A 19,659-nucleotide genomic window follows, 5' to 3' on the forward strand; every position below is an offset into this window, starting at 1 on the left:
ATCAGTCGTCGGTCTCAGGTAATGGGTGCAGGGTTGAACAGGGTGATGTCGTTATGCAGCTTATGTTGCTCCGCCCACGTCTGTTTCTTGCCGCTGGCCACCTCCAGGTAGAAGTGGAACAGCTCCCAGCCCAACTCCTCGATGCTCGCGCGCCCGGTGGCGATGCGCCCGGCGTCGATATCGATCAAGTCCGGCCAGCGCTGCGCCAATTCCGTGCGTGTCGACACCTTCACCACCGGCGCCATCGCCAGCCCATACGGCGTACCACGCCCGGTGGTGAACACATGCAGGTTCATCCCGGCCGCCAGTTGCAGGGTGCCACACACAAAGTCGCTGGCCGGCGTGGCGCAAAAGATCAGGCCCTTGCCCTTGAACCGCTCACCCGGGCCAAGCACGCCATTGATCGCGCTGCTGCCCGATTTGACGATGGAGCCCAGGGACTTCTCGACAATGTTCGACAACCCGCCCTTCTTGTTACCCGGCGTGGTGTTGGCGCTGCGATCCGCCTCACCCTTGGCCAGGTAACGGTCGTACCAGTCCATTTCCCTGACGAGTTCCTGGGCAACTTCCTTGTTCTCGGCGCGCGACGTCAGCAGGTAGATGGCATCGCGTACTTCCGTGACTTCGGAAAACATCACCGTCGCCCCGGCGCGCAACAGCAAATCCGAAGCATAGCCCAACGCCGGGTTGGCGGTGATACCGGAAAACGCATCACTGCCGCCGCATTGCATGCCCAGGATCAACTCGGACGCCGGCACGGTTTCCCGGCGGCGCTGGTCGAGTTTCTTCAAGCGGGTTTCGGCCAGCGCCATGATCTGCTCGATCATTTCGGTAAACCCGTGGCTGGAGTCCTGCAAGCGGTACAGCCAAGGCTCACTGAGGTCGACGGAACTGTCGTTGTCGTGCATCACCTGCCCGGCCTGCAACTTCTCGCAGCCCAGGCTGATCACCAGCGCTTCGCCGCCCAGGTTGGGGTTGCGCGCCAGGTTGCGCACGGTGCGAATCGGAATATAGGCATCGGTGGCAGTGATGGCCACGCCACAGCCGTAGCTGTGGGTCAGCGCCACCACGTCGTCAACGTGCGGGTACTTGGGCAGCAACTCGTCCTTGATGCGCTTGACCGCATGGTCCAGCACACCGGTGACGCACTGCACCGTGGTGGTAATGCCAAGGATATTGCGCGTGCCGACGGTGCCGTCGGCGTTGCGGTAACCCTCAAACGTGAAGCCTTCCAACGGCGCCTGGGTGGCAGGCACCTCGGTCGACAGCGGCAAGCTGTCCAGCGGCGGCGCAGTGGGCATGCGCAACTGGTCTTCCTGCACCCAACTGCCGCGCGGAATCGGCGCCAGCGCGTAGCCGATGGTCTGGCCGTAGCGAATAATCTCACCGCCTTCGGGGATGTCTTCCAGGGTGACCTTATGGCTCTGCGGAATGAAATCCACGGTGACCAGGCCGTCCGGAAACTCGGTGCCGGCCGGCACGCCCTGGTCGTTCACCACGATCACCACGTTATCGCGCGCGTGCAAACGGATCGAGCGCGGCGAGTCGGCATGTTCAATCAACTGCATTACATCGCCCCTCAGGAGTGCGCTTGGGTAAGGTTAGTCAGTTCCGGCCCTTTGCTTGGCGGCTCTTTGAGCACCACGCGCTTGATCGGGCCGACAATCACCAAATAGCTGAACACCGCCAGCAGCGCGTTGGCGCCGACGAACACCAAGGCCCATTTGAACGAGCCGGTGGTGGCGATGATGTAACCAATCACGATCGGCGTGCTGATGGACGCCAGGTTGCCGAACATATTGAACAAGCCGCCACTGAGCCCGGCGATTTGTTTCGGTGAGGTGTCGGACACCACCGCCCAACCCAGTGCGCCAACGCCTTTGCCGAAGAAGGCCAAAGCCATGAAGCCCACCACCATCCATTCAACGTCAACGTAGTTACACGCGATGATACTGCTGGAGACCAACAAGCCGGCAATGATCGGCGCCTTGCGCGCAAAAGTCAGCGAATGGCCTTTGCGCAGCAGGTAGTCGGAAATCACGCCGCCGAGTACGCCGCCGATAAAACCGCAGATCGCCGGCAACGAGGCAATGAAACCCGCCTTGAGGATGGTCATGCCGCGCTCTTGAACCAGGTACACCGGAAACCAGGTCAGGAAAAAATAGGTGATGCCATTGATGCAGTACTGGCCCAGGTACACGCCGAGCATCATGCGGTTGGTGAGCAGTTGGCGGATGTAGTCCCACTTCGGCCCGTCGGTTTTCTGGCCTTTGGTTTTGTCCTGGTCCATGTCGACCATCGCACCGTTGGCCGCGATGTGGTTGAACTCGGCCTCGTTGATCATCGGATGCTGGCGCGGGCTGTGGATAAGTTTGAGCCAGATCAGCGAGAACAGGATGCCGATGCCGCCCATTACAATAAACACGTGCTGCCAGCCGAAGGTGTAGACGATCCAGCCCATCAGCGGTGCAAACAGCACCGTGGCGAAGTACTGCGCCGAGTTGAAAATCGCCGACGCTGTGCCGCGTTCAGCCGTAGGAAACCACGCCGCCACAATACGGGCGTTTCCGGGAAACGAAGGCGCCTCAGCCAGGCCCACCAAAAAGCGCAGCATGAACAGCGCCACAATCGCGGTGGAGACCCCAAATTCACCCACATAGCCTTGCAGCACGGTGAACAGCGACCAGGTGAAAATGCTCAGCGCATAGATTTTTTTCGAGCCGAACCGGTCCAGCAGCCAGCCACCGGGAATTTGCCCGGCCACGTAGGCCCAACCGAATGCAGAGAAGATGTAACCGAGGGTGACCGCGTCAATGCCGAGGTCTTTTTGCAGGCTGGAGCCGGCGATGGCGATAGTGGCTCGGTCGGCATAGTTGATCGTGGTCACCAGGAACAGCATGAGCAGGATCAAATAGCGGACGTGAGTCGGCTTGGTCGCTTGCATGAAGAAGTACTCCCACTAATTATTTTTTTTGCGGGTAATGGTCTTGTTGTGTGCGGGACCGGCTTTGTGTGGGAGCTGGCTTGCCTGCGATACAGGCACCGCGGTGTGTCAGGTACACCGCGGTGATGCTATCGCAGGCAAGCCAGCTCCCACACAAGCAGGGCTCCCAGGTGTTACGAACCGATGTAGCTGGTTTTCACCACTGTGTAGAACTCTTGCGCATAGCGACCTTGCTCACGCGAACCATAGGACGAACCCTTACGTCCACCGAACGGCACGTGATAGTCCACGCCGGCGGTTGGCAGGTTGACCATCACCATCCCGGCCTGGGAGTGACGTTTGAAGTGGTTGGCGTACTTGAGCGAGGTGGTGGCGATGCCCGCCGACAAGCCGAACTCGGTGTCATTGGCCATGGCCAGCGCCGCCTCGTAATCGGCGACACGCACCACGTTGGCCACCGGGCCGAAGATCTCTTCACGGCTGATACGCATGGCGGCTTCGCTGTCGGCAAACAGCGTCGGCGCCAGGTAGTAGCCTTCGGTGTCACAGGTCACCAGGCCGCCACCGCTGACCAGCCGCGCGCCTTCGCTTTGGCCGATGTCGATGTACTTCATGTCCTGGTCCAACTGGGCCTGGGAGACCACCGGGCCAATGTCAGTGCCGCTTTTGAGCGCGTGGCCGACTTTGATCGACTTCATGCGCTCGGCCATGGCCGCGACGAACCGGTCGTGGATACCGGCGGTGACGATCAAACGGCTGGAGGCCGTGCAACGCTGGCCCGTGGAGTAGAACGCGCTCTGTACCGACAGCTCGACGGCCTGCTTGAGGTCGGCGTCATCGAGGATGATCTGCGGGTTCTTACCGCCCATTTCCAACTGCACTTTGGCCTGGCGCGACACGCAGCTCACGGCGATCTGGCGACCGACGCCAACCGAACCGGTAAAGCTGATGCCGTCGACTTTCGGGCTGTTGACCAACACATCGCCGACCACACGGCCGCTGCCCATCACCAGGTTGAACACACCGGCCGGGAAACCGGCGCGGGAAATGATCTCGGCCAAGGCCCAGGCGCAACCCGGCACCAGTTCGGCCGGTTTGATCACCACACAGTTGCCGTAGGCCAGGGCCGGGGCGATTTTCCACGCGGGAATGGCAATCGGGAAGTTCCACGGCGTGATCAGGCCGACCACACCGAGGGCTTCGCGGGTGACTTCCACGTTCACGCCCGGGCGCACCGAAGGCACGTAATCGCCAGACAAGCGCAGGCACTCGCCGGCGAAGAATTTGAAGATGTTACCGGCGCGGGTCACTTCGCCGATGGCTTCGGGCAGGGTCTTGCCCTCTTCACGGGCCAGCAAAGTGCCGAGCTCTTCGCGGCGGGCGAGGATTTCGCTGCCGACTTTATCCAGTGCATCGTGGCGCGCCTGGATGCCGGATGTGGACCAGGCCGGGAACGCGGCGCGGGCGGCATCGATAGCAGCGTTGACTTGGGCTACGTCAGCCTTGGCGTATTCGCCAATGACATCGGACAACTCCGACGGGTTGATGTTGTTGCAGTAGTCGGCACCGGCCACCCACTCGCCGTTGATGTAGTTTTCAAAACGTTTGGCTTGGGACACACATTCTCTCCTGACGCAAAAGGCCGCTGATTGCTCAGCGGCCTTGTGGATAAGTTACTGCGGACCTTGCTTGTCGATCAGCGCGGCCAGGGCCTCGTATTCTTCCGGCAGCAGGTCGGTCAGTGGCGTACGCACCGGGCCTGCGTCGTAACCAGCAATCTTGGCGCCGGCCTTGACGATGCTCACCGCGTAACCGGCTTTACGGTTACGGATATCGAGGTAAGGCAAGAAGAAGTTGTCGATGATCTTGGCGACGGTGGCGTGATCGTCCTGGGCAATCGCGTGGTAGAAGTCCATCGCGGTTTTCGGGATGAAGTTGAACACCGCCGAGGAGTACACCGGCACACCCAGGGCCTTGTAGGCAGCGGCGTAAACCTCTGCAGTCGGCAGGCCGCCGAGGTAGCTGAAACGGTCGCCGAGACGGCGGCGGATCGACACCATCAGCTCGATATCGCCCAGGCCGTCTTTGTAGCCGATCAGGTTCGGGCAGCGTTCGGCCAGGCGTTCGAGCAGGGGCGCAGTCAGGCGGCAAACGTTGCGGTTGTAGACCACTACGCCGATCTTGACCGACTTGCACACGGCCTCAACGTGGGCGGCGACGCCATCCTGGCTGGCTTCGGTCAGGTAGTGCGGCAGCAGCAGCAAGCCTTTGGCGCCAAGGCGCTCGGCTTCCTGGGCGTATTCGATGGCCTGGCGGGTCGAACCGCCGACACCGGCCAGAATCGGCACGCTGGTGGCGCAGGTATCAACAGCAGTCTTCACCACTTGGGAATATTCGCTGGCGGCCAGGGAGAAAAACTCACCGGTGCCGCCGGCGGCGAACAAGGCGGTGGCGCCGTAAGGGGCCAGCCATTCCAGACGCTTGATGTAGCCCGCCTGGTGGAAGTCACCCTGGGCATTGAAATCGGTTACCGGAAAAGACAGCAGACCGTGGGAGAGGATGGACTTCAGTTCTTGTGGATTCATTATTCGAACACCCTGGATGAAGACTTTCTGTCGAAAGGTTGTTGTTGGTTTTGGTGATGTCGTACGTCATCGTACAACTATAAAAAGATTCGTCAACAGCAATTCATCCGGCTTCATTCGTAGCCACGTGTTTAAACGCAGCTTCTTGACGTAGGAAATTATTCCTCTATGCTCCGAACGACTGTATATACATACAGTTATTACGGAAGATTCCTACGACATAGCAAGGAGCTAACATGTCAGGTCTTGAACTCGCAGCCCCCGAAAAAACACCACCCACCCTACGTTTTGAAGGCGGTGAACACACTGCCATCGGCGATGACACGCTGCTGCGTTTCGTCAAGGACGCCCCGGCGATCCCTGCGCGACACGTTGAACTGCACCTGCCCAACGGCCTGGCGCTGACCTACGGCCAAGTAATCGCCCTGGGCGGCGACTTCTATGGCATTCCCGGCCAGGCCATCAGCGAAGGCGCCTCCCCGACCGAGCGTGTGCAACGCTTTACCGCCGCCTTCAACTCGCTGGCGGTGCTGCCGGCCTCGCGTGAAGAAGCCGGGAAAATCCTCGCGGTCATGCAAAAGGAAATCAACGCAGTCAACCAGGCGATCCGTGACGGCAAACAACCCCATGAAGCCTATGACGCGCTGGGTGATACGTTGTCCGAGGAATGGAACCGCATCACCGGCGGCGGCAGTGCGGTTTCGGCGCTGATTCCACTGGGGCGTTACTTGAAGCTGGCCGCAGACAACGCCGACCACTTTGGCGAATGGGCGCTGTCGGCGTACCTGGCCGGCCATACGGCGGCGCTGCAACAGGCGGTCATCGCGCACCAGACCGGCACCGACCAGGCACTGGAACTGGCGTATGCAATGAACAGCTTTGCCGATCACTTTTTGACCGATCTGTTTTCAGCCGGCCACCTGCGCGTGCCGCGCAAGCAATTGGCGGCGGTGGTCACACCCGGAGAATTGGGCTCGCTGATCAGCCGCTTCATGCACGACGAAGACAGCAAGTTCGGGCTCAAGGTACGCAATGCCAAAGGTGATCAATGGCACGCCTATGGGGACAAGCGCTACTTCGATGCGATCGACGCGGACAATCGGGCCATGGTCAAACGTGCGGTACAGGCGTCGGCCGATGAGATCTTCGAGACCTTTATCAGCGGTATCGCGCCCTCCCCGGCCAGCTTCAAGGCACCGTTATATGTGCCGGACCTGAATGCTGCGCAGAACCCGGCGAACAACTTTTCGCCGCTGTTCAAGATGGAGGGTGACAAGGTGCTGCGCCGCAAGGACGTGAATGACCTGAACGACAAGCACTGGACCAATGATTGGTGGGGTTGGAGCACTTACCTGCTGCTCAAGGACTACAAGCCCAACCAACCGGCCAATTAAGTAAACAGGCTACTCCCAGACACTGGGGATCAAATGTGGGAGCTGGCTTGCCTGCGATAGCGGTATTTGCACACAGCATCAGTTGCCTGACACTCAGCCATCGCAGGCAAGCCAGCTCCCACATTAGAGCGTGTCTGGCGGTTAACCGCGCTGCGCCTGCGCCTCTTCATGGGCATGGCGCAGCCGCTCACGGCTGTTGGTCAAATGCAGGCGCATGGCTGCGCGCGCCGCGTCCGAATCCTGGCGGGCAATCGCCTCATAAATCTCTTCGTGTTCGCGGCTCAGGCGGCCCATGTAGTGCTGCTGATCATCATGGGCCAGGCGCGCCGAATTCAGGCGGGTTCGCGGAATGATGCTGGTACCCAGGTGGGTCATGATGTCGGTGAAATAGCGGTTGCCGGTGGACAGCGCGATTTCCAGGTGGAACGCGAAGTCTGACGCCACCGCGTCCCCTGCGTGGGCCGCGCTTTCATTCAACGCATCGAGGGCTGCGCGCATCGCGGCCAATTGTTCGTCACTGCGGCGCAACGCGGCAAGGCCGGCGGATTCCACTTCCAGGCTGATACGCAGCTCCAGAATCGCCAGCACATCACGCAGCGTTACTACCGTGGCCGGGTCGATCCGGAAACCGCTCGGGCTGGGTGTGTCCAGCACAAAGGTGCCGATACCGTGGCGAGTTTCCACTTGGCCCGCCGCCTGCAAGCGCGAGATGGCCTCACGCACCACGGTGCGGCTGACCCCATGGGCTTCCATGATGGCCGACTCGGTGGGCAACTTGTCGCCGCGTTTGAGCTGGCCGTCACGGATCTGCTCGGACAACACCGTGACCAATTCCTGGGCAAGGCTGCGGCGCTTGCGGGGAAGACGAGGGGCGGTGTTGGCGTTTTCCATGACGAATGATCTTTCTCGGCGAACTTGAGCCCGCATCATAGCCCATGGCGGTTGTACGATCACCGTTCTGACACGACTTTCATCCATATCCTTTACGCAAAAAAATGCCCCGGCACAGGCCGAGGCATTTTCAGGGCTCACACGAAGGTGAACGCCGCTTACTTCACCACTTTCAGGCTCGGCCGACCGCTTGGACGCGGCGGCTCGGAGTCTGGTGGCGGTACATCATCACCGTCTTCGCCTTCGATCGCTTCGTCATCCTCGAAAGGCGACTCCAGATCAAACACCATGCCCTGGCCATTTTCCCGGGCATAGATCCCGAGGATGGCACCAATCGGCACGAACAGCGTATGCGGCACGCCGCCAAAACGCCCTTCGAAGCTGACGGCTTCATTGTCCATGTGCAGGTGGCGCACGGCACTTGGCGAAACGTTCAGTACGATCTGCCCGTCACTGGCAAAACCCTGCGGCACGTCAACCTTGGGAAATTCAGAGTTGACCAGCATGTGCGGGGTGCAATCGTTGTCCACAATCCACTCATAGAGCGCGCGGACCAAATAGGGTCGACTGGAGTTCATCAGCGGCTCCTTAAGCCTTAGCGCATGTCGCGTTCGACACCAGACAGACTCGCCTGGAAAGCCTCACGCGCAAACTGGCGCTCCATGTAATCAAGCAACGGCTTGGCCGGCCGTGGCAGTTCAATGCCCAGGATCGGCAAGCGCCAGAGTATGGGTAATAGGCAGCAATCCACCAAGCTTTGTTCCTCACTGAGGAAAAAAGGCTTGTCGGCGAACAGCGGCGAAACGCCGGTCAGGCTCTCGCGCAATTCCTTGCGCGCTTGCACACGAACGGCTTCTTTACTGCGTGTATCCAGGATCACATCCACCAGCCCGCACCAGTCGCGCTGGATCCGATGGATCAGCAGGCGGCTGTTGGCACGCGCCACCGGATACACCGGCAGCAAAGGCGGATGCGGGTAACGCTCATCCAGGTACTCCATCACCACGGTTGACTCCCACAACGCCAGGTCACGATCGACCAGGGTGGGCAAGCTGCCGTAAGGGTTCACTTCGATCAGTTTCGGCGGATGACGACCTGCCTCCACACTGATGATCTCGGCGCTGACACCCTTCTCTGCGAGCACGATGCGTACTCGGTGGGAATAGTGGTCGGCGGGGTCGGAGTAACAGGCCAACCGATTGGTCACGCCCATGGCGGTCCTCCTCGCTTGTTGAAATTATGGAAAGCTCAAAAACGAGCGCGCCCAGAGAGCATCCCTGTAGTGCCTGGTTCAACCAGACCGCTACGTATTCAGAGATGCCGCTGGGCGCGCAAGATTAACAGCAATTGCTTACGGTTGGATCAATGCACATCCTTCCAGTATTCGCGTTTAAGCAGATAAGCGAACACGAAGAAGAAGGCCAGGTACAGCAACACATAGGTACCGATGCGCTGATGCTGCAATTTGACCGGGTTGGCCGAGTAGGCCAGGAAGGTCACCAGATTCTTGACCTTCTCGTCGAACTGCTCTTCGTTCAGCGTACCGGTCTTAGGCACGATGGTCAGTTGATCGCACGCTTCGTGTGTCAGAGGCGTGCCGGTCAGCGGATCATATTGCTTCTTGCCGTCTTCAACGACCTGAACCTGCTTGCATCCTACCACTTGGCGACCCTGCAGGCCGACCAGAACGTTAGGCATGCCGACGTTCGGGAAGACTTTGTTGTTCACGCCGTAAGGGCGCGCCGGGTCTTCGTAGAAGGATTTGAGGTAGCCATACAGCCAATCGGTACCGCGCACACGCGCCACCAGGGTCAGGTCGGGCGGCGCAGCGCCGAACCAGGCCTTGGCATCCGCCGGCTGCATGCCGATGTTCATGTGGTCGCCGATCTTGGCGCCGGTGAACACGGCGTGGCTGAGCATCACCTCATGGGGAATGCCCAAGTCATCGGCAACCCGCTCGTAACGCTGGAATTTGGCGCTGTGGCAGCCCATGCAGTAGTTGGTGAACGTACGCAGGCCATCTTGCATGGCGGCCTTGTCGGACACGTCGATATCGACTTTTTCCAGCTCCGCGCCGTGCTCGGCCGCGAAGGACAGTAGCGGCAGCGCCGCAAGGATCAAAGCAACGAATAACTTTTTCATCAGCCAGTCACCCTTTCCGGAACCGGTTTGGTCTTCTCTAGCCGGGTGTAGAACGGCATCAGAATGAAGTAGGCGAAGTACAGGAAGGTGCAGACCTGCGACAGCAGCGTGCGCTCAGGGGTCGGCGCCAATACGCCCAATACGCCCAGGATCACGAATGCAATGCAGAACACCCACAGCCAGATCTTGCTCAGCCAGCCTTTGTAGCGCATCGACTTGACCGGGCTGCGGTCGAGCCATGGCAGTACGAACAGCAGCGCAATCGACGCGCCCATGGCCATTACGCCCATGAGCTTGTCGGGGATTGCACGCAAGATCGCGTAGAACGGCGTGAAGTACCAGACCGGGGCAATGTGCTCAGGCGTCTTGAAGGCGTTGGCCTGTTCAAAGTTGGGCTTCTCGAGGAAATAACCGCCCATCTCCGGGAAAAAGAACACGATCGAGCAGAAGATGAACAGGAAGACCACTACGCCGACGATGTCTTTGACGGTGTAGTACGGATGGAATGGAATGCCATCCAGCGGGATGCCGTTTTCGTCTTTGTGCTTTTTGATGTCCACGCCATCGGGGTTGTTGGAACCCACTTCGTGCAGCGCCAGGATGTGCAGTACTACCAGGCCCAGAATCACGATAGGCAATGCAACGACATGCAACGCAAAGAAGCGGTTCAGAGTGATGCCGGAGATCAGGTAGTCACCACGAATCCACTGGGTCAGGTCGTTGCCGATCACCGGGATCGCACCAAACAGCGAGATGATCACCTGGGCGCCCCAGTACGACATCTGGCCCCACGGCAGCAGGTAGCCCATGAAGGCCTCGGCCATCAGCGCCAGGTAGATCAGCATGCCGAACACCCACACCAGCTCGCGTGGCTTCTGGTAGGAACCGTAGAGCAGGCCACGGAACATGTGCATATACACGACGATGAAGAACGCCGATGCGCCGGTGGAGTGCAGCAGACGCAGGATCGAGCCGTACTCGACGTCACGCATGATGTATTCGACGGAGGCGAACGCATCTTCCGCCGACGGCGTGTAGCTCATCGTCAGCCACACACCGGTGACGATCTGGTTGACCAGCACCAGCAACGCCAACGAGCCGAAGAAGTAGAAGAAGTTGAAGTTTTTTGGTGCGTAATATTTGCTGAGATGGTCTTCCCACATTTTAGTGGCGGGGAAGCGCGCATCCACCCAATCCATGAACTTGCTCATCAGGCTTTCTCCCCCTCGTCGACGCCAATGACAATGACACTGTCAGTCTCGTAGTGATGTGGCGGCACTGGCAGGTTCAGTGGTGCGGGTTGTGACTTGTAGACGCGACCGGCGAGGTCGTAATGGGAGCCGTGGCAAGGGCAGAAGTAGCCACCGACCCAATCCTTGCCAAGGTCGGCAGGAGCAACTTCCGGGCGGAAGGTAGGCGAGCAACCCAAGTGGGTGCAGATACCGATCAGCAGCAGGATCTCTGGCTTGATCGAACGGATTTCCTTATCGACGTAGGCGGGCTGGTCGGAGTTCTTAGAGTCGGGGTCAGACAGCTGACCTTCGATTTTCTTCAGATTCCCCAGGATCTCCTCAGTACGACGAACGATGAAGACCGGCTGACCGCGCCACTCAGCAATCATCTGCTGGCCTGGGTCGATCTTGCTGACATTCACCTTCACCGGTGCACCTGCGGCTTTCGCCTTGGCACTGGGAAACCATGACCCCACGAACGGGACCGCAGCCCCCACCGCTCCTGCAGCACCCACCACGGATGTGGCTGCTACCAAGAAGCGACGCCGGCCTGCATTCACGCCGTCATTGCTCATTCAGTCCTCTCCCATCAGCTTTTTGGCCTGTTAAATCAGGCGTCTACTAAGTGTTGAATCTTTACTTATAAAAATTTTGTCGGATGGTAATGAAAAGCCCCACGTATGACAAGGGAATTGCCCTGGGCTCAGCCTCCAGGCCTTGTAGTATAGGGGGTCTACGGATGTGGCAAGTTGTCACGGCGAAATTTATGCATAAATCGCAGGCAATAAAAAACGCCCAGCTCCGTGAGGAGTTGGGCGTTTTTGTGGAACGTAAAGCGAATTAACGCTTCGAGTACTGCGGACGCTTACGCGCTTTACGCAGACCGACTTTCTTACGTTCAACTTCACGAGCATCGCGAGTTACGAAGCCAGCTTTGCGCAGAGCGCCACGCAGGGTTTCGTCGTACTGCATCAGAGCGCGAGTGATACCGTGGCGGATTGCGCCAGCTTGACCACTTACACCGCCACCGATAACGGTGACGTAGATGTCGAACTTTTCAACAGTCTCGGTCAGTTCCAGCGGCTGACGAACTACCATGCGGGCAGTTTCGCGACCGAAGAAATTTTCCAGAGTGCGGTTGTTGATCGAGATGTTACCAGTACCCGGACGCAGGAAAACGCGAGCGGTAGCGGTTTTGCGACGGCCAGTGCCGTAATTTTGAGTCGCCGACATAATGAACTATTCCGTTAAAACTTCAGTTCTTGGGGCTGCTGAGCAGCATGAGGGTGTACAGCGCCCGCATAGACTTTCAGCTTGCGAAACATATCGCGACCCAGTGGGCCCTTAGGCAGCATACCTTTGACCGCGATTTCGATCGGGGCTTCAGGCTTCTTGGAGATCAGGCCTTCGAAGTTCGAAGACTTGATACCGCCTGGGAAACCGGAGTGACGGTAGTACATTTTGTCTTGCGCTTTGTTGCCGGTAACACGTACCTGCTCGGCGTTGATGATGACAATGTAGTCACCGGTGTCAACGTGAGGGGTGTACTCAGGCTTGTGCTTGCCACGCAGACGGCTGGCGACTTCAGTGGCCAGACGACCCAGGGTCTGACCAGCGGCGTCGACGACAAACCAGTCGCGCTGAACTGTTTCCGGTTTTGCAGTAAAAGTTGTCATTCTTTAATAGCCTCAGGGGCCGCCCTGTAAATTAGACGGCGGATCTTACTGAATAGTGCGTACTTTGACAAGTCAAAGGCAGCCGGATACAGACGCTATCGGGGGCTCGGGTCGGCGCGTCCGTTCAACGGCAAGATTCTTCGGCAGGCGGCGCATCACTTCCACTGCAGAAAGAGGTGGGCAATTATGCAGATTGCGAAAAAAAATTCAACCTGCTTTTATGATTGTTTTCCCCGAAGGAGTACCCGATGGATTATCGACAGCTGGGCCGCACCGATCTGAACGTAAGCGCGATCGCCTTGGGCACCATGACCTGGGGTGAGCAGAACAGCGAGGCAGAGGCCTTCGCACAGATCGAACGAGCCAAGGCCGCAGGGATCAACTTCCTCGACACCGCCGAAATGTACCCGGTGCCGCCCAAGGCCGACACCTATGCAACCACCGAGCGCTACATCGGGAATTACTTCAAGAGCCGTGGCGACCGCGCCGACTGGATCCTGGCCAGCAAGATCGCCGGTCCCGGCAACACCATTGATTACATCCGCGACGGCCACCTGCGCCACAACCGCAAGCACATCGTCGACGCCCTGGATGCCAGCCTCAAGCGCCTGCAAACCGATTGGATCGACCTCTACCAGCTGCACTGGCCGGAGCGCAGCACCAACTTCTTTGGCCAACTGAGCTACAAGCACAAGGACGAAGACGACCTGACCCCGCTGGAAGAAACCCTCGAAGCGCTGGACGAACAGGTCAAGGCCGGCAAGATCCGCCACATCGGCCTGTCCAACGAAACCCCGTGGGGCACCATGAAGTTCCTGGCCCTGGCCGAAGCCCGCGGCTGGCCCCGCGCCGTGTCGATCCAGAACCCCTACAACCTGCTCAACCGCAGCTTTGAGGTGGGTTTGGCGGAAGTGGCGATTCGCGAGCAATGCGGCTTGCTGGCCTATTCACCGCTGGCCTTCGGCATGCTCAGCGGCAAATACGAAAATGGCGCACGCCCGGCCAAGGCGCGCCTGACCGAGTACAGCCGCTTCAGCCGCTACTTCAACCCGCAGTCGGAAGCCGCGTGCAGCCGTTATGTGGCCCTGGCGCGGGAACATGGCCTGGACCCGGCGCAGATGGCCCTGGCGTTTGTGACGCAGCAGCCGTTTGTGACCAGCAATATTATTGGCGCCACGAGCCTGGAGCAATTGGACAGCAACATTGCCAGTGCTGACTTGAAGCTGTCCAAGGAAGTGCTGGACGGGATTGAGGCGATTCAGAAGGATCATCCGAACCCTGCGCCTTGATTGATTTGTAGATAGCTATGATCGTTCCCACGCTCTGCGTGGGAATGCCGCCCTGGACGCTCCGCGTCCGCGCTTGAAGGTATGACGCAGAGCGTCACCGGATGCATTCCCACGCAGAGCGTGGGAACGATCCGATGGGCGTCAAAGCGCCCGCGCAATAATCTCCTTCATGATCTCATTGGTCCCCGCATAAATGCGCTGCACCCGCGCATCCGCCCAGGCCCGCGCAATCGGGTATTCCCACATGAAGCCGTAGCCACCGTGCAACTGCACGCACTCGTCGAGCACTTTGCATTGCAGGTCCGTGGCCCAGTACTTGGCCATCGCGGCAGTGGGCACGTCGAGCTTGCCTTCGAGGTGCAGCGCCATGCATTTATCGACAAACACGCGGCCGATCTGAATCTCGGTGGCCATCTCCGCCAGCTTGAAGCGAGTATTCTGAAAGTCGGCAATCGCCTTGCCGAACGCCTTGCGCTCGCGGGTGTAGTCCAGGGTCCACGCCAGCGCAGCTTCGGCGGATGACAGCGCGCCAATCGCCACCGTCAGGCGCTCCTGCGGCAGTTCCTGCATCAAATACGCGAAGCCCATGCCTGCCTGGCCGAGCAGGTTTTCCTTGGGCACGCGTACATCCTGAAAGAACAGCTCCGAGGTGTCCTGTGCCTTCATACCGACCTTCTCCAGGCGCTTGCCCTTGTCGAAGCCCGGCGTATCGGCTTCCACCAGAAACAGGCTGGTGCCCTTGGCGCCGGCCTTTGGGTCGGTCTTGGCCACCACGATCACCAACTCGGCGAGGTAGCCATTGGTGATAAAGGTTTTGGAGCCGTTGATCACGTACTCATCACCATCCGGCACGGCGGTGGTCTTCACACCTTGCAGGTCCGAACCGGCACCCGGCTCGGTCATGGCGATGGCCGTGACCATCTCGCCGGAGATCAATTTTGGCAGGTACTTTTGCTTCAGCGCCTCACTGCCGTAATGCAGGATGTAGGGCGCGACGATGTCCGAATGCAAGGAAAAACCGATGCCGGTAAGGCCCAGGCGGCTGATCTCTTCGATCACCACGGCGCTGTATAAAAAGTCCGCGCCCAGCCCGCCGTATTCTTCCGGCAAGTGCGAACACAGCATCCCCGCCTCCCCCGCCTTGCTCCACAGGTTACGGTCGATATAGCCCTGCTTTTCCCACTGCCCATGAAACGGCGCGGCGTGCTTTTCAAGGAAGGTGCGCACGCTCTCGCGGAAGAGTTCGTGCTCCGAGCTGAACAAGGTTCTGGGGATCATGGGTCACCTGCGTGGATTGTCGGACAAAGACCAGACCACAGAGCCTATGCCGCGAAGGCGTCACAGGACACTGGACACATGCGACAAAAAATAAGACGATCCAGCCGTCTGGTGACCACTTTCCCCTATAAGAATAAATGAAATTATGTCTAACCAAATCTCCACGCCCTTGCGGCGCGTCAGCATTTTGGCCATTGATCGGGTATTCGCTTCCACCCTCATGCAAGCCAAGGATTTCTTCCACCTCGCCAGCCTGCGTTATGGCAAACAGCAAGGCCTGGGCCTGACTCCGGCATTCGAAACGCGCCTGGTAAGCCCCGACGGGCAGTCGGTACGCAGCTTCAGCGATGTGATCATGCCGGTGGACGGCGGCCTGGAAAACGCCGACATCATCGTGTTGCCGGCCTTCTGGGATGACTTCGAAGCCCTGTGCACCCGCTACCCGCAAGTGCTGCCGTGGTTGCGCGAACAACATGCGCGTGGCGCGGTGCTGTGCGGCGAAGCCACCGGCGTGTTCTGGCTGGCCGAAGCCGGGCTGCTCGATGGCAAGGAGGCGACCACTTACTGGCGCTTCTTCAACGCCTTCAGCGAGCGCTTCCCCAAGGTGCAGCTCAACCAGGACAAGCACCTCACCGACGCCGACAACCTGTACTGCGCCGGCGGCACCACCTCGGCGTGCGACCTTTACATCTACCTGATCGAGCGCTTCTGCGGCGCCAACATCGCCCAGGCGGTGGCCCGCGACATCCTTTACGAAGTGCAGCGCAACTACGCGCCAGGGCGCATAGGTTTTGGCGGGCAGAAGCTGCACCAGGACGTGATCATCCTGCAGATCCAGCACTGGCTCGAGGAGCACTTTGCCGACAAGTTCCGTTTCGAGGACGTCGCCCGGGAGCACGGCATGAGCATTCGCAACTTCATGCGCCGCTTCCAGACGGCCACGGGTGACAAGCCGCTGCATTACCTGCAAAGGCTGCGCATCGAGACGGCCAAAGGCCTGCTCTCGGGCAGTCGCAAGAGCATCAAGACCATCAGTTATGAAGTGGGTTACGACGATGCAAGCTTCTTTGCGCGGTTGTTCCGGCAACACACCGAGCTGTCGCCGAACCAGTATCGCCAACAGTTCCAGCAGGCCGCCTGAGCCCGGGTGTACACAGTCCCATGTGGGAGCTGGCTTGCCTGCGATAGCGGTATATCAGCGAATACACTTGCTACTGACCCACCGCCATCGCGGGCAAGCCCGGCTCCCACATTTGATCTCCATTGTTCTGGAGAACATCCATAAAAAATCCTGCATCACTGCAGGCCGCGTAAGCCAAGGTAACCACAAACCCATGTGGGAGCTGGCTTGCCTGCGATAGCGGTATATCAGCGGATACACTTGCTACTGACCCACCGCCATCGCGGGCAAGCCCGGCTCCCACATTTGATCTCCATTGTTCTGGAGAACATCCATAAAAAATCCTGCATCACTGCAGGCCGCGTAAGCCAAGGTAACCACAAACCCATGTGGGAGCTGGCTTGCCTGCGATAGCGGTATATCAGCGGATACACTTGCTACTGACCCACCGCCATCGCGGGCAAGCCCGGCTCCCACAAGCGATCTCCATTGTTCTGGACACCCCCATAAAAAAGGCCTGCATCACTGCAGGCCTTGGTCATCTCATGCCCATCGCTTACGGCTTGTGCCCACGCGACAGGAACTCGTGGGACTGCATTTCCAGCAAGCGGCTCAGGGTGCGCTGGAATTCGAAATTCAAGCGACCGCCCGTGTAGAGGTCCTTGAGCTCGACTTCCGCCGAGATGATCAGCTTGACGTTACGGTCGTAGAACTCATCGACCATGTTGATAAACCGCCGCGCGATGTCATCGGTAGTAACGCTCATCTGCTCCACGCCGCTCAAGATCACCGCGTGGAAGATCTTGCCCAACTCGATGTAGTCGTTCTGGCTACGCGGGCCGTCGCACAGCTGGCGGAATTCGAACCAGGCCACGTCATCGCAGGTACGCAGGGCGATGATTTCGCGGTTCTCGATCATCAGCTTGTCGTTTTCCACCGCCTGGGTGCATTCCGGCGTCAGCGCGCGGAAGCTTTTTTTCAGGCTTTCATGCGCCGCTTCGTTCAGCGGGAAGTGGAACAGTTCAGCCTGCTCAAGGTGACGCAGACGGTAATCGACACCGCTGTCGACGTTGACGATCTCGGTGTTCTGCTTGATCAGCGCGATGGCCGGCAGAAAGCGCGCACGTTGCAGGCCGTCCTTGTACAAGCCGTCAGGCACGATGTTCGAGGTGGCGACCAGGGTCACGCCGTTCTTGAACAGCTCTTCCATCAGGGTACCGAGGATCATGGCGTCGGTGATGTCGGAGACGAAGAACTCATCGAAGCAGATGACCCGCGCCTCGTCGGAGAAGCGCTTGGCGATGATGGTCAGCGGGTTTTTCTCGCCCGGCAGCGTCTTCATTTCTTCGTGCACACGCTTCATGAAGCGGTGGAAGTGCGTGCGCACCTTTTCCTTAAAGGGCAGCGCTTCGAAGAAGGTGTCGACCAGGTAGGTCTTGCCGCGGCCAACGCCACCCCAGAAGTACAGGCCTTTGACCGGCGCGTGGTCTTTCTTGCCAAACAGCTTGCTGAACATCCCTGGCTTGTTGTGCGAGGCCGCGACCAGGTCGTCGTACAGGCGCTGCAAATGACGCACCGCGTTTTCCTGGGCCGCGTCATGGAAGAATTCAGGGCGTTTCAGATCAGCTTGATATCGTTCTAGGGGCGTCATAATTTCGTTAGCAAGGCAACAAAAACGGGCCGTCACTGTAACGACGGCCCTGGATAATGGCAATCAACCCTTGGTCGGGTTAATCCTCGATGGGGGTCAACGCAACGCGCAAGGCGGCGATGGCTGCATCGCGCGACGTTTCGTCGGCAAAGTCAGCGCTATCGGCCACGGCCGCACCGTCCAGCCATACGCTGAAGCCTGTGGCCTCAGTACGTAGATCAAGCGCGTCGCCGTTTTGCAGTTGCTTGGTCACTGCGCCCGCTGTTTTGCCATCGGCAAAATTGCGCGACAACAGCAATTGCTCGCCCTCGGCCGACAGCAGGCGGAAGCGGAAACTACCGTCGTCTTCACGAAAGCTTACAAATCGCGCAGCTTTCGCGGCTTTCTTCTTGGCCGCCACCGGCGCGGCGGCCTGGTTGACGAACGAGCGCAGGCCCACGGCTTCACGCAGCTCGGCAAGGAACGGTGCGGCCACGGCGCGGGCTTTCTTGGCGCCGATCAGCAACAGGTCTTCCATGTCCGAGGGGCGCGACATCAACTGGTGGTAACGCTCGCGCGGCTCGCTCAGTTGGCTGTCGAGCAGTTGGAACAGGCGGTTCTTCGCTTCGCCCCAGCCCAGGCCTTGCAGCAGCTCGGCGCGGAACTCTTGTTCCTGAGCCTTGCTGGCAAACGCCTGGAACAAGGTGAACAGGTGCGAGTTGTCCGGGTCCTTGGCTTCGCCGGGCGCGCGCGAGTCGGTGACGATCCGCGAGATCGCGTCCTTCATGTCCTTGGCGCTGGTGAACAACGGGATGGTGTTGTCGTAGCTCTTGGACATCTTGCGGCCATCCAGGCCCGGCAAGGTGGCGACGCTTTCTTCGATCAACGCCTCGGGCATGGTGAAGAATTCTTTACCGTTGCCGAACAGGTGGTTGAAACGCTGGCCGATGTCGCGGGCCATTTCCACGTGCTGGATCTGGTCACGGCCCACCGGCACCTTGTGCGCGTTGAACATCAGGATGTCCGCCGCCATCAGCACCGGGTAGCTGTACAGGCCCATGCTGATGCCCGCGTCCGGGTCTTCACCGCTTTCGACGTTCTTGTCCACCGAGGCCTTGTAGGCGTGGGCACGGTTGAGCAGGCCCTTGGCGGCAACACAGGTCAGCAGCCAGGTCAGCTCGGGGATTTCCGGGATGTCGGACTGGCGATAGAAGGTCACCCGGTTCACATCCAGGCCACCGGCCAGCCAGGTCGCGGCGATTTCCATGCGCGAGCGCTGGATGCGCTGCGGGTCATCGCACTTGATCAGGGCGTGGTAGTCGGCCAGGAAGTAGAAGGAATCGGCATTCGCGTCCTGGCTGGCGAGGATCGCCGGGCGGATCGCACCGGCGTAGTTGCCCAGGTGCGGCGTGCCGGTGGTGGTGATGCCGGTGAGGATACGGGTACGAGTCGTCATGGGTAATCGCTTATCAGACTGC

18 protein-coding genes are annotated in these 19,659 nt (G+C 59.4%); 3 read left to right on the forward strand and 15 right to left on the reverse strand.

The window, feature by feature from the left end:
- Positions 1-14: 14 nt before the first annotated feature.
- The 4 genes from garD to kdgD all read right to left on the reverse strand — a co-directional run bounded on the left by garD (position 15) and on the right by kdgD (position 5,529).
- A complete protein-coding gene (gene garD, locus AOA59_RS05255) occupies positions 15-1,568 on the reverse strand; it encodes a galactarate dehydratase (RefSeq protein WP_065911571.1) in 1,554 nt (517 codons plus the stop codon).
- Between the two features lie 11 nt (positions 1,569-1,579).
- Positions 1,580-2,944, reverse strand: a complete 1,365-nt coding sequence (locus AOA59_RS05260; RefSeq protein WP_056859043.1) for an MFS transporter — start codon at positions 2,942-2,944, stop codon at positions 1,580-1,582.
- Between the two features lie 173 nt (positions 2,945-3,117).
- A complete protein-coding gene (locus tag AOA59_RS05265; protein WP_099486249.1) occupies positions 3,118-4,563 on the reverse strand; it encodes an aldehyde dehydrogenase family protein in 1,446 nt (481 codons plus the stop codon).
- 54 nt (positions 4,564-4,617) lie between these two features.
- Complete coding sequence (gene kdgD / locus AOA59_RS05270; RefSeq protein WP_017138261.1) at positions 4,618-5,529, reverse strand: 5-dehydro-4-deoxyglucarate dehydratase; 912 nt, start codon at positions 5,527-5,529, stop codon at positions 4,618-4,620.
- A 236-nt stretch (positions 5,530-5,765) separates the two neighbouring features.
- Here kdgD and AOA59_RS05275 point away from each other — a divergent pair, with 236 nt between their 5' ends.
- Positions 5,766-6,923, forward strand: coding sequence for a phospholipase (locus tag AOA59_RS05275; protein WP_099486252.1), 1,158 nt, complete (start codon positions 5,766-5,768; stop codon positions 6,921-6,923).
- Between the two features lie 141 nt (positions 6,924-7,064).
- Here AOA59_RS05275 and AOA59_RS05280 read toward each other — a convergent pair whose 3' ends face one another.
- From AOA59_RS05280 to rplM, 8 genes are all read right to left on the reverse strand, one after another.
- Positions 7,065-7,814 (reverse strand): FadR/GntR family transcriptional regulator, encoded by a 750-nt coding sequence (locus AOA59_RS05280; protein ID WP_038844908.1) that lies wholly within the window; start codon positions 7,812-7,814, stop codon positions 7,065-7,067.
- Positions 7,815-7,972: 158 nt separating this feature from the next.
- Positions 7,973-8,392: a ClpXP protease specificity-enhancing factor gene (locus AOA59_RS05285; protein ID WP_069786065.1), complete on the reverse strand. Its 420-nt coding sequence runs from the start codon at positions 8,390-8,392 to the stop codon at positions 7,973-7,975.
- A 17-nt stretch (positions 8,393-8,409) separates the two neighbouring features.
- The gene (locus tag AOA59_RS05290) at positions 8,410-9,027 is read right to left on the reverse strand and encodes a glutathione S-transferase N-terminal domain-containing protein (protein WP_017138266.1); all 618 of its coding nucleotides are present in this window, start codon (positions 9,025-9,027) and stop codon (positions 8,410-8,412) included.
- Positions 9,028-9,176: 149 nt separating this feature from the next.
- A complete protein-coding gene (locus AOA59_RS05295; protein ID WP_068932034.1) occupies positions 9,177-9,956 on the reverse strand; it encodes a cytochrome c1 in 780 nt (259 codons plus the stop codon).
- On the reverse strand, positions 9,956-11,167 hold the full coding sequence (locus tag AOA59_RS05300) for a cytochrome bc complex cytochrome b subunit (RefSeq protein WP_099486254.1): 1,212 nt from the start codon (positions 11,165-11,167) through the stop codon (positions 9,956-9,958). The genes AOA59_RS05295 and AOA59_RS05300 overlap by 1 nt, the downstream gene beginning before the upstream one ends.
- The gene (gene petA, locus AOA59_RS05305; RefSeq protein ID WP_003216040.1) at positions 11,167-11,763 is read right to left on the reverse strand and encodes a ubiquinol-cytochrome c reductase iron-sulfur subunit; all 597 of its coding nucleotides are present in this window, start codon (positions 11,761-11,763) and stop codon (positions 11,167-11,169) included. Before petA ends, AOA59_RS05300 begins: the two co-directional genes overlap by 1 nt.
- A 265-nt stretch (positions 11,764-12,028) precedes the next feature.
- On the reverse strand, positions 12,029-12,421 hold the full coding sequence (gene rpsI, locus AOA59_RS05310; RefSeq protein ID WP_003216038.1) for a 30S ribosomal protein S9: 393 nt from the start codon (positions 12,419-12,421) through the stop codon (positions 12,029-12,031).
- 14 nt (positions 12,422-12,435) lie between these two features.
- A complete protein-coding gene (gene rplM, locus AOA59_RS05315; protein WP_003171742.1) occupies positions 12,436-12,864 on the reverse strand; it encodes a 50S ribosomal protein L13 in 429 nt (142 codons plus the stop codon).
- Between the two features lie 248 nt (positions 12,865-13,112).
- Between rplM and AOA59_RS05320 the strand changes: the two genes are divergently transcribed.
- Positions 13,113-14,153, forward strand: a complete 1,041-nt coding sequence (locus AOA59_RS05320) for an NADP(H)-dependent aldo-keto reductase (protein ID WP_099486257.1) — start codon at positions 13,113-13,115, stop codon at positions 14,151-14,153.
- 141 nt (positions 14,154-14,294) lie between these two features.
- Here the strand turns inward: AOA59_RS05320 and AOA59_RS05325 are convergent, their stop codons facing one another.
- The gene (locus tag AOA59_RS05325) at positions 14,295-15,431 is read right to left on the reverse strand and encodes an acyl-CoA dehydrogenase family protein (RefSeq protein WP_069786064.1); all 1,137 of its coding nucleotides are present in this window, start codon (positions 15,429-15,431) and stop codon (positions 14,295-14,297) included.
- Positions 15,432-15,651: 220 nt separating this feature from the next.
- Between AOA59_RS05325 and AOA59_RS05330 the strand changes: the two genes are divergently transcribed.
- Positions 15,652-16,572 carry a GlxA family transcriptional regulator gene (locus AOA59_RS05330; protein WP_170875816.1) on the forward strand — a complete coding sequence of 307 codons (921 nt, stop codon included), beginning with the start codon at positions 15,652-15,654 and terminating at the stop codon, positions 16,570-16,572.
- A 535-nt stretch (positions 16,573-17,107) separates the two neighbouring features.
- On the opposite strand, the gene zapE is transcribed toward AOA59_RS05330, so the two are convergent.
- Both zapE and AOA59_RS05340 read right to left on the reverse strand, forming a co-directional pair.
- On the reverse strand, positions 17,108-18,202 hold the full coding sequence (gene zapE, locus AOA59_RS05335) for a cell division protein ZapE (RefSeq protein ID WP_099486259.1): 1,095 nt from the start codon (positions 18,200-18,202) through the stop codon (positions 17,108-17,110).
- Between the two features lie 79 nt (positions 18,203-18,281).
- Complete coding sequence (locus tag AOA59_RS05340) at positions 18,282-19,637, reverse strand: tryptophan--tRNA ligase (RefSeq protein WP_099486261.1); 1,356 nt, start codon at positions 19,635-19,637, stop codon at positions 18,282-18,284.
- Positions 19,638-19,659 lie beyond the last annotated feature (22 nt).

It is taken from the genome of Pseudomonas sp. 2822-15 (assembly GCF_002742515.1).
Lineage (GTDB): Bacteria > Pseudomonadota > Gammaproteobacteria > Pseudomonadales > Pseudomonadaceae > Aquipseudomonas > Aquipseudomonas salomonii.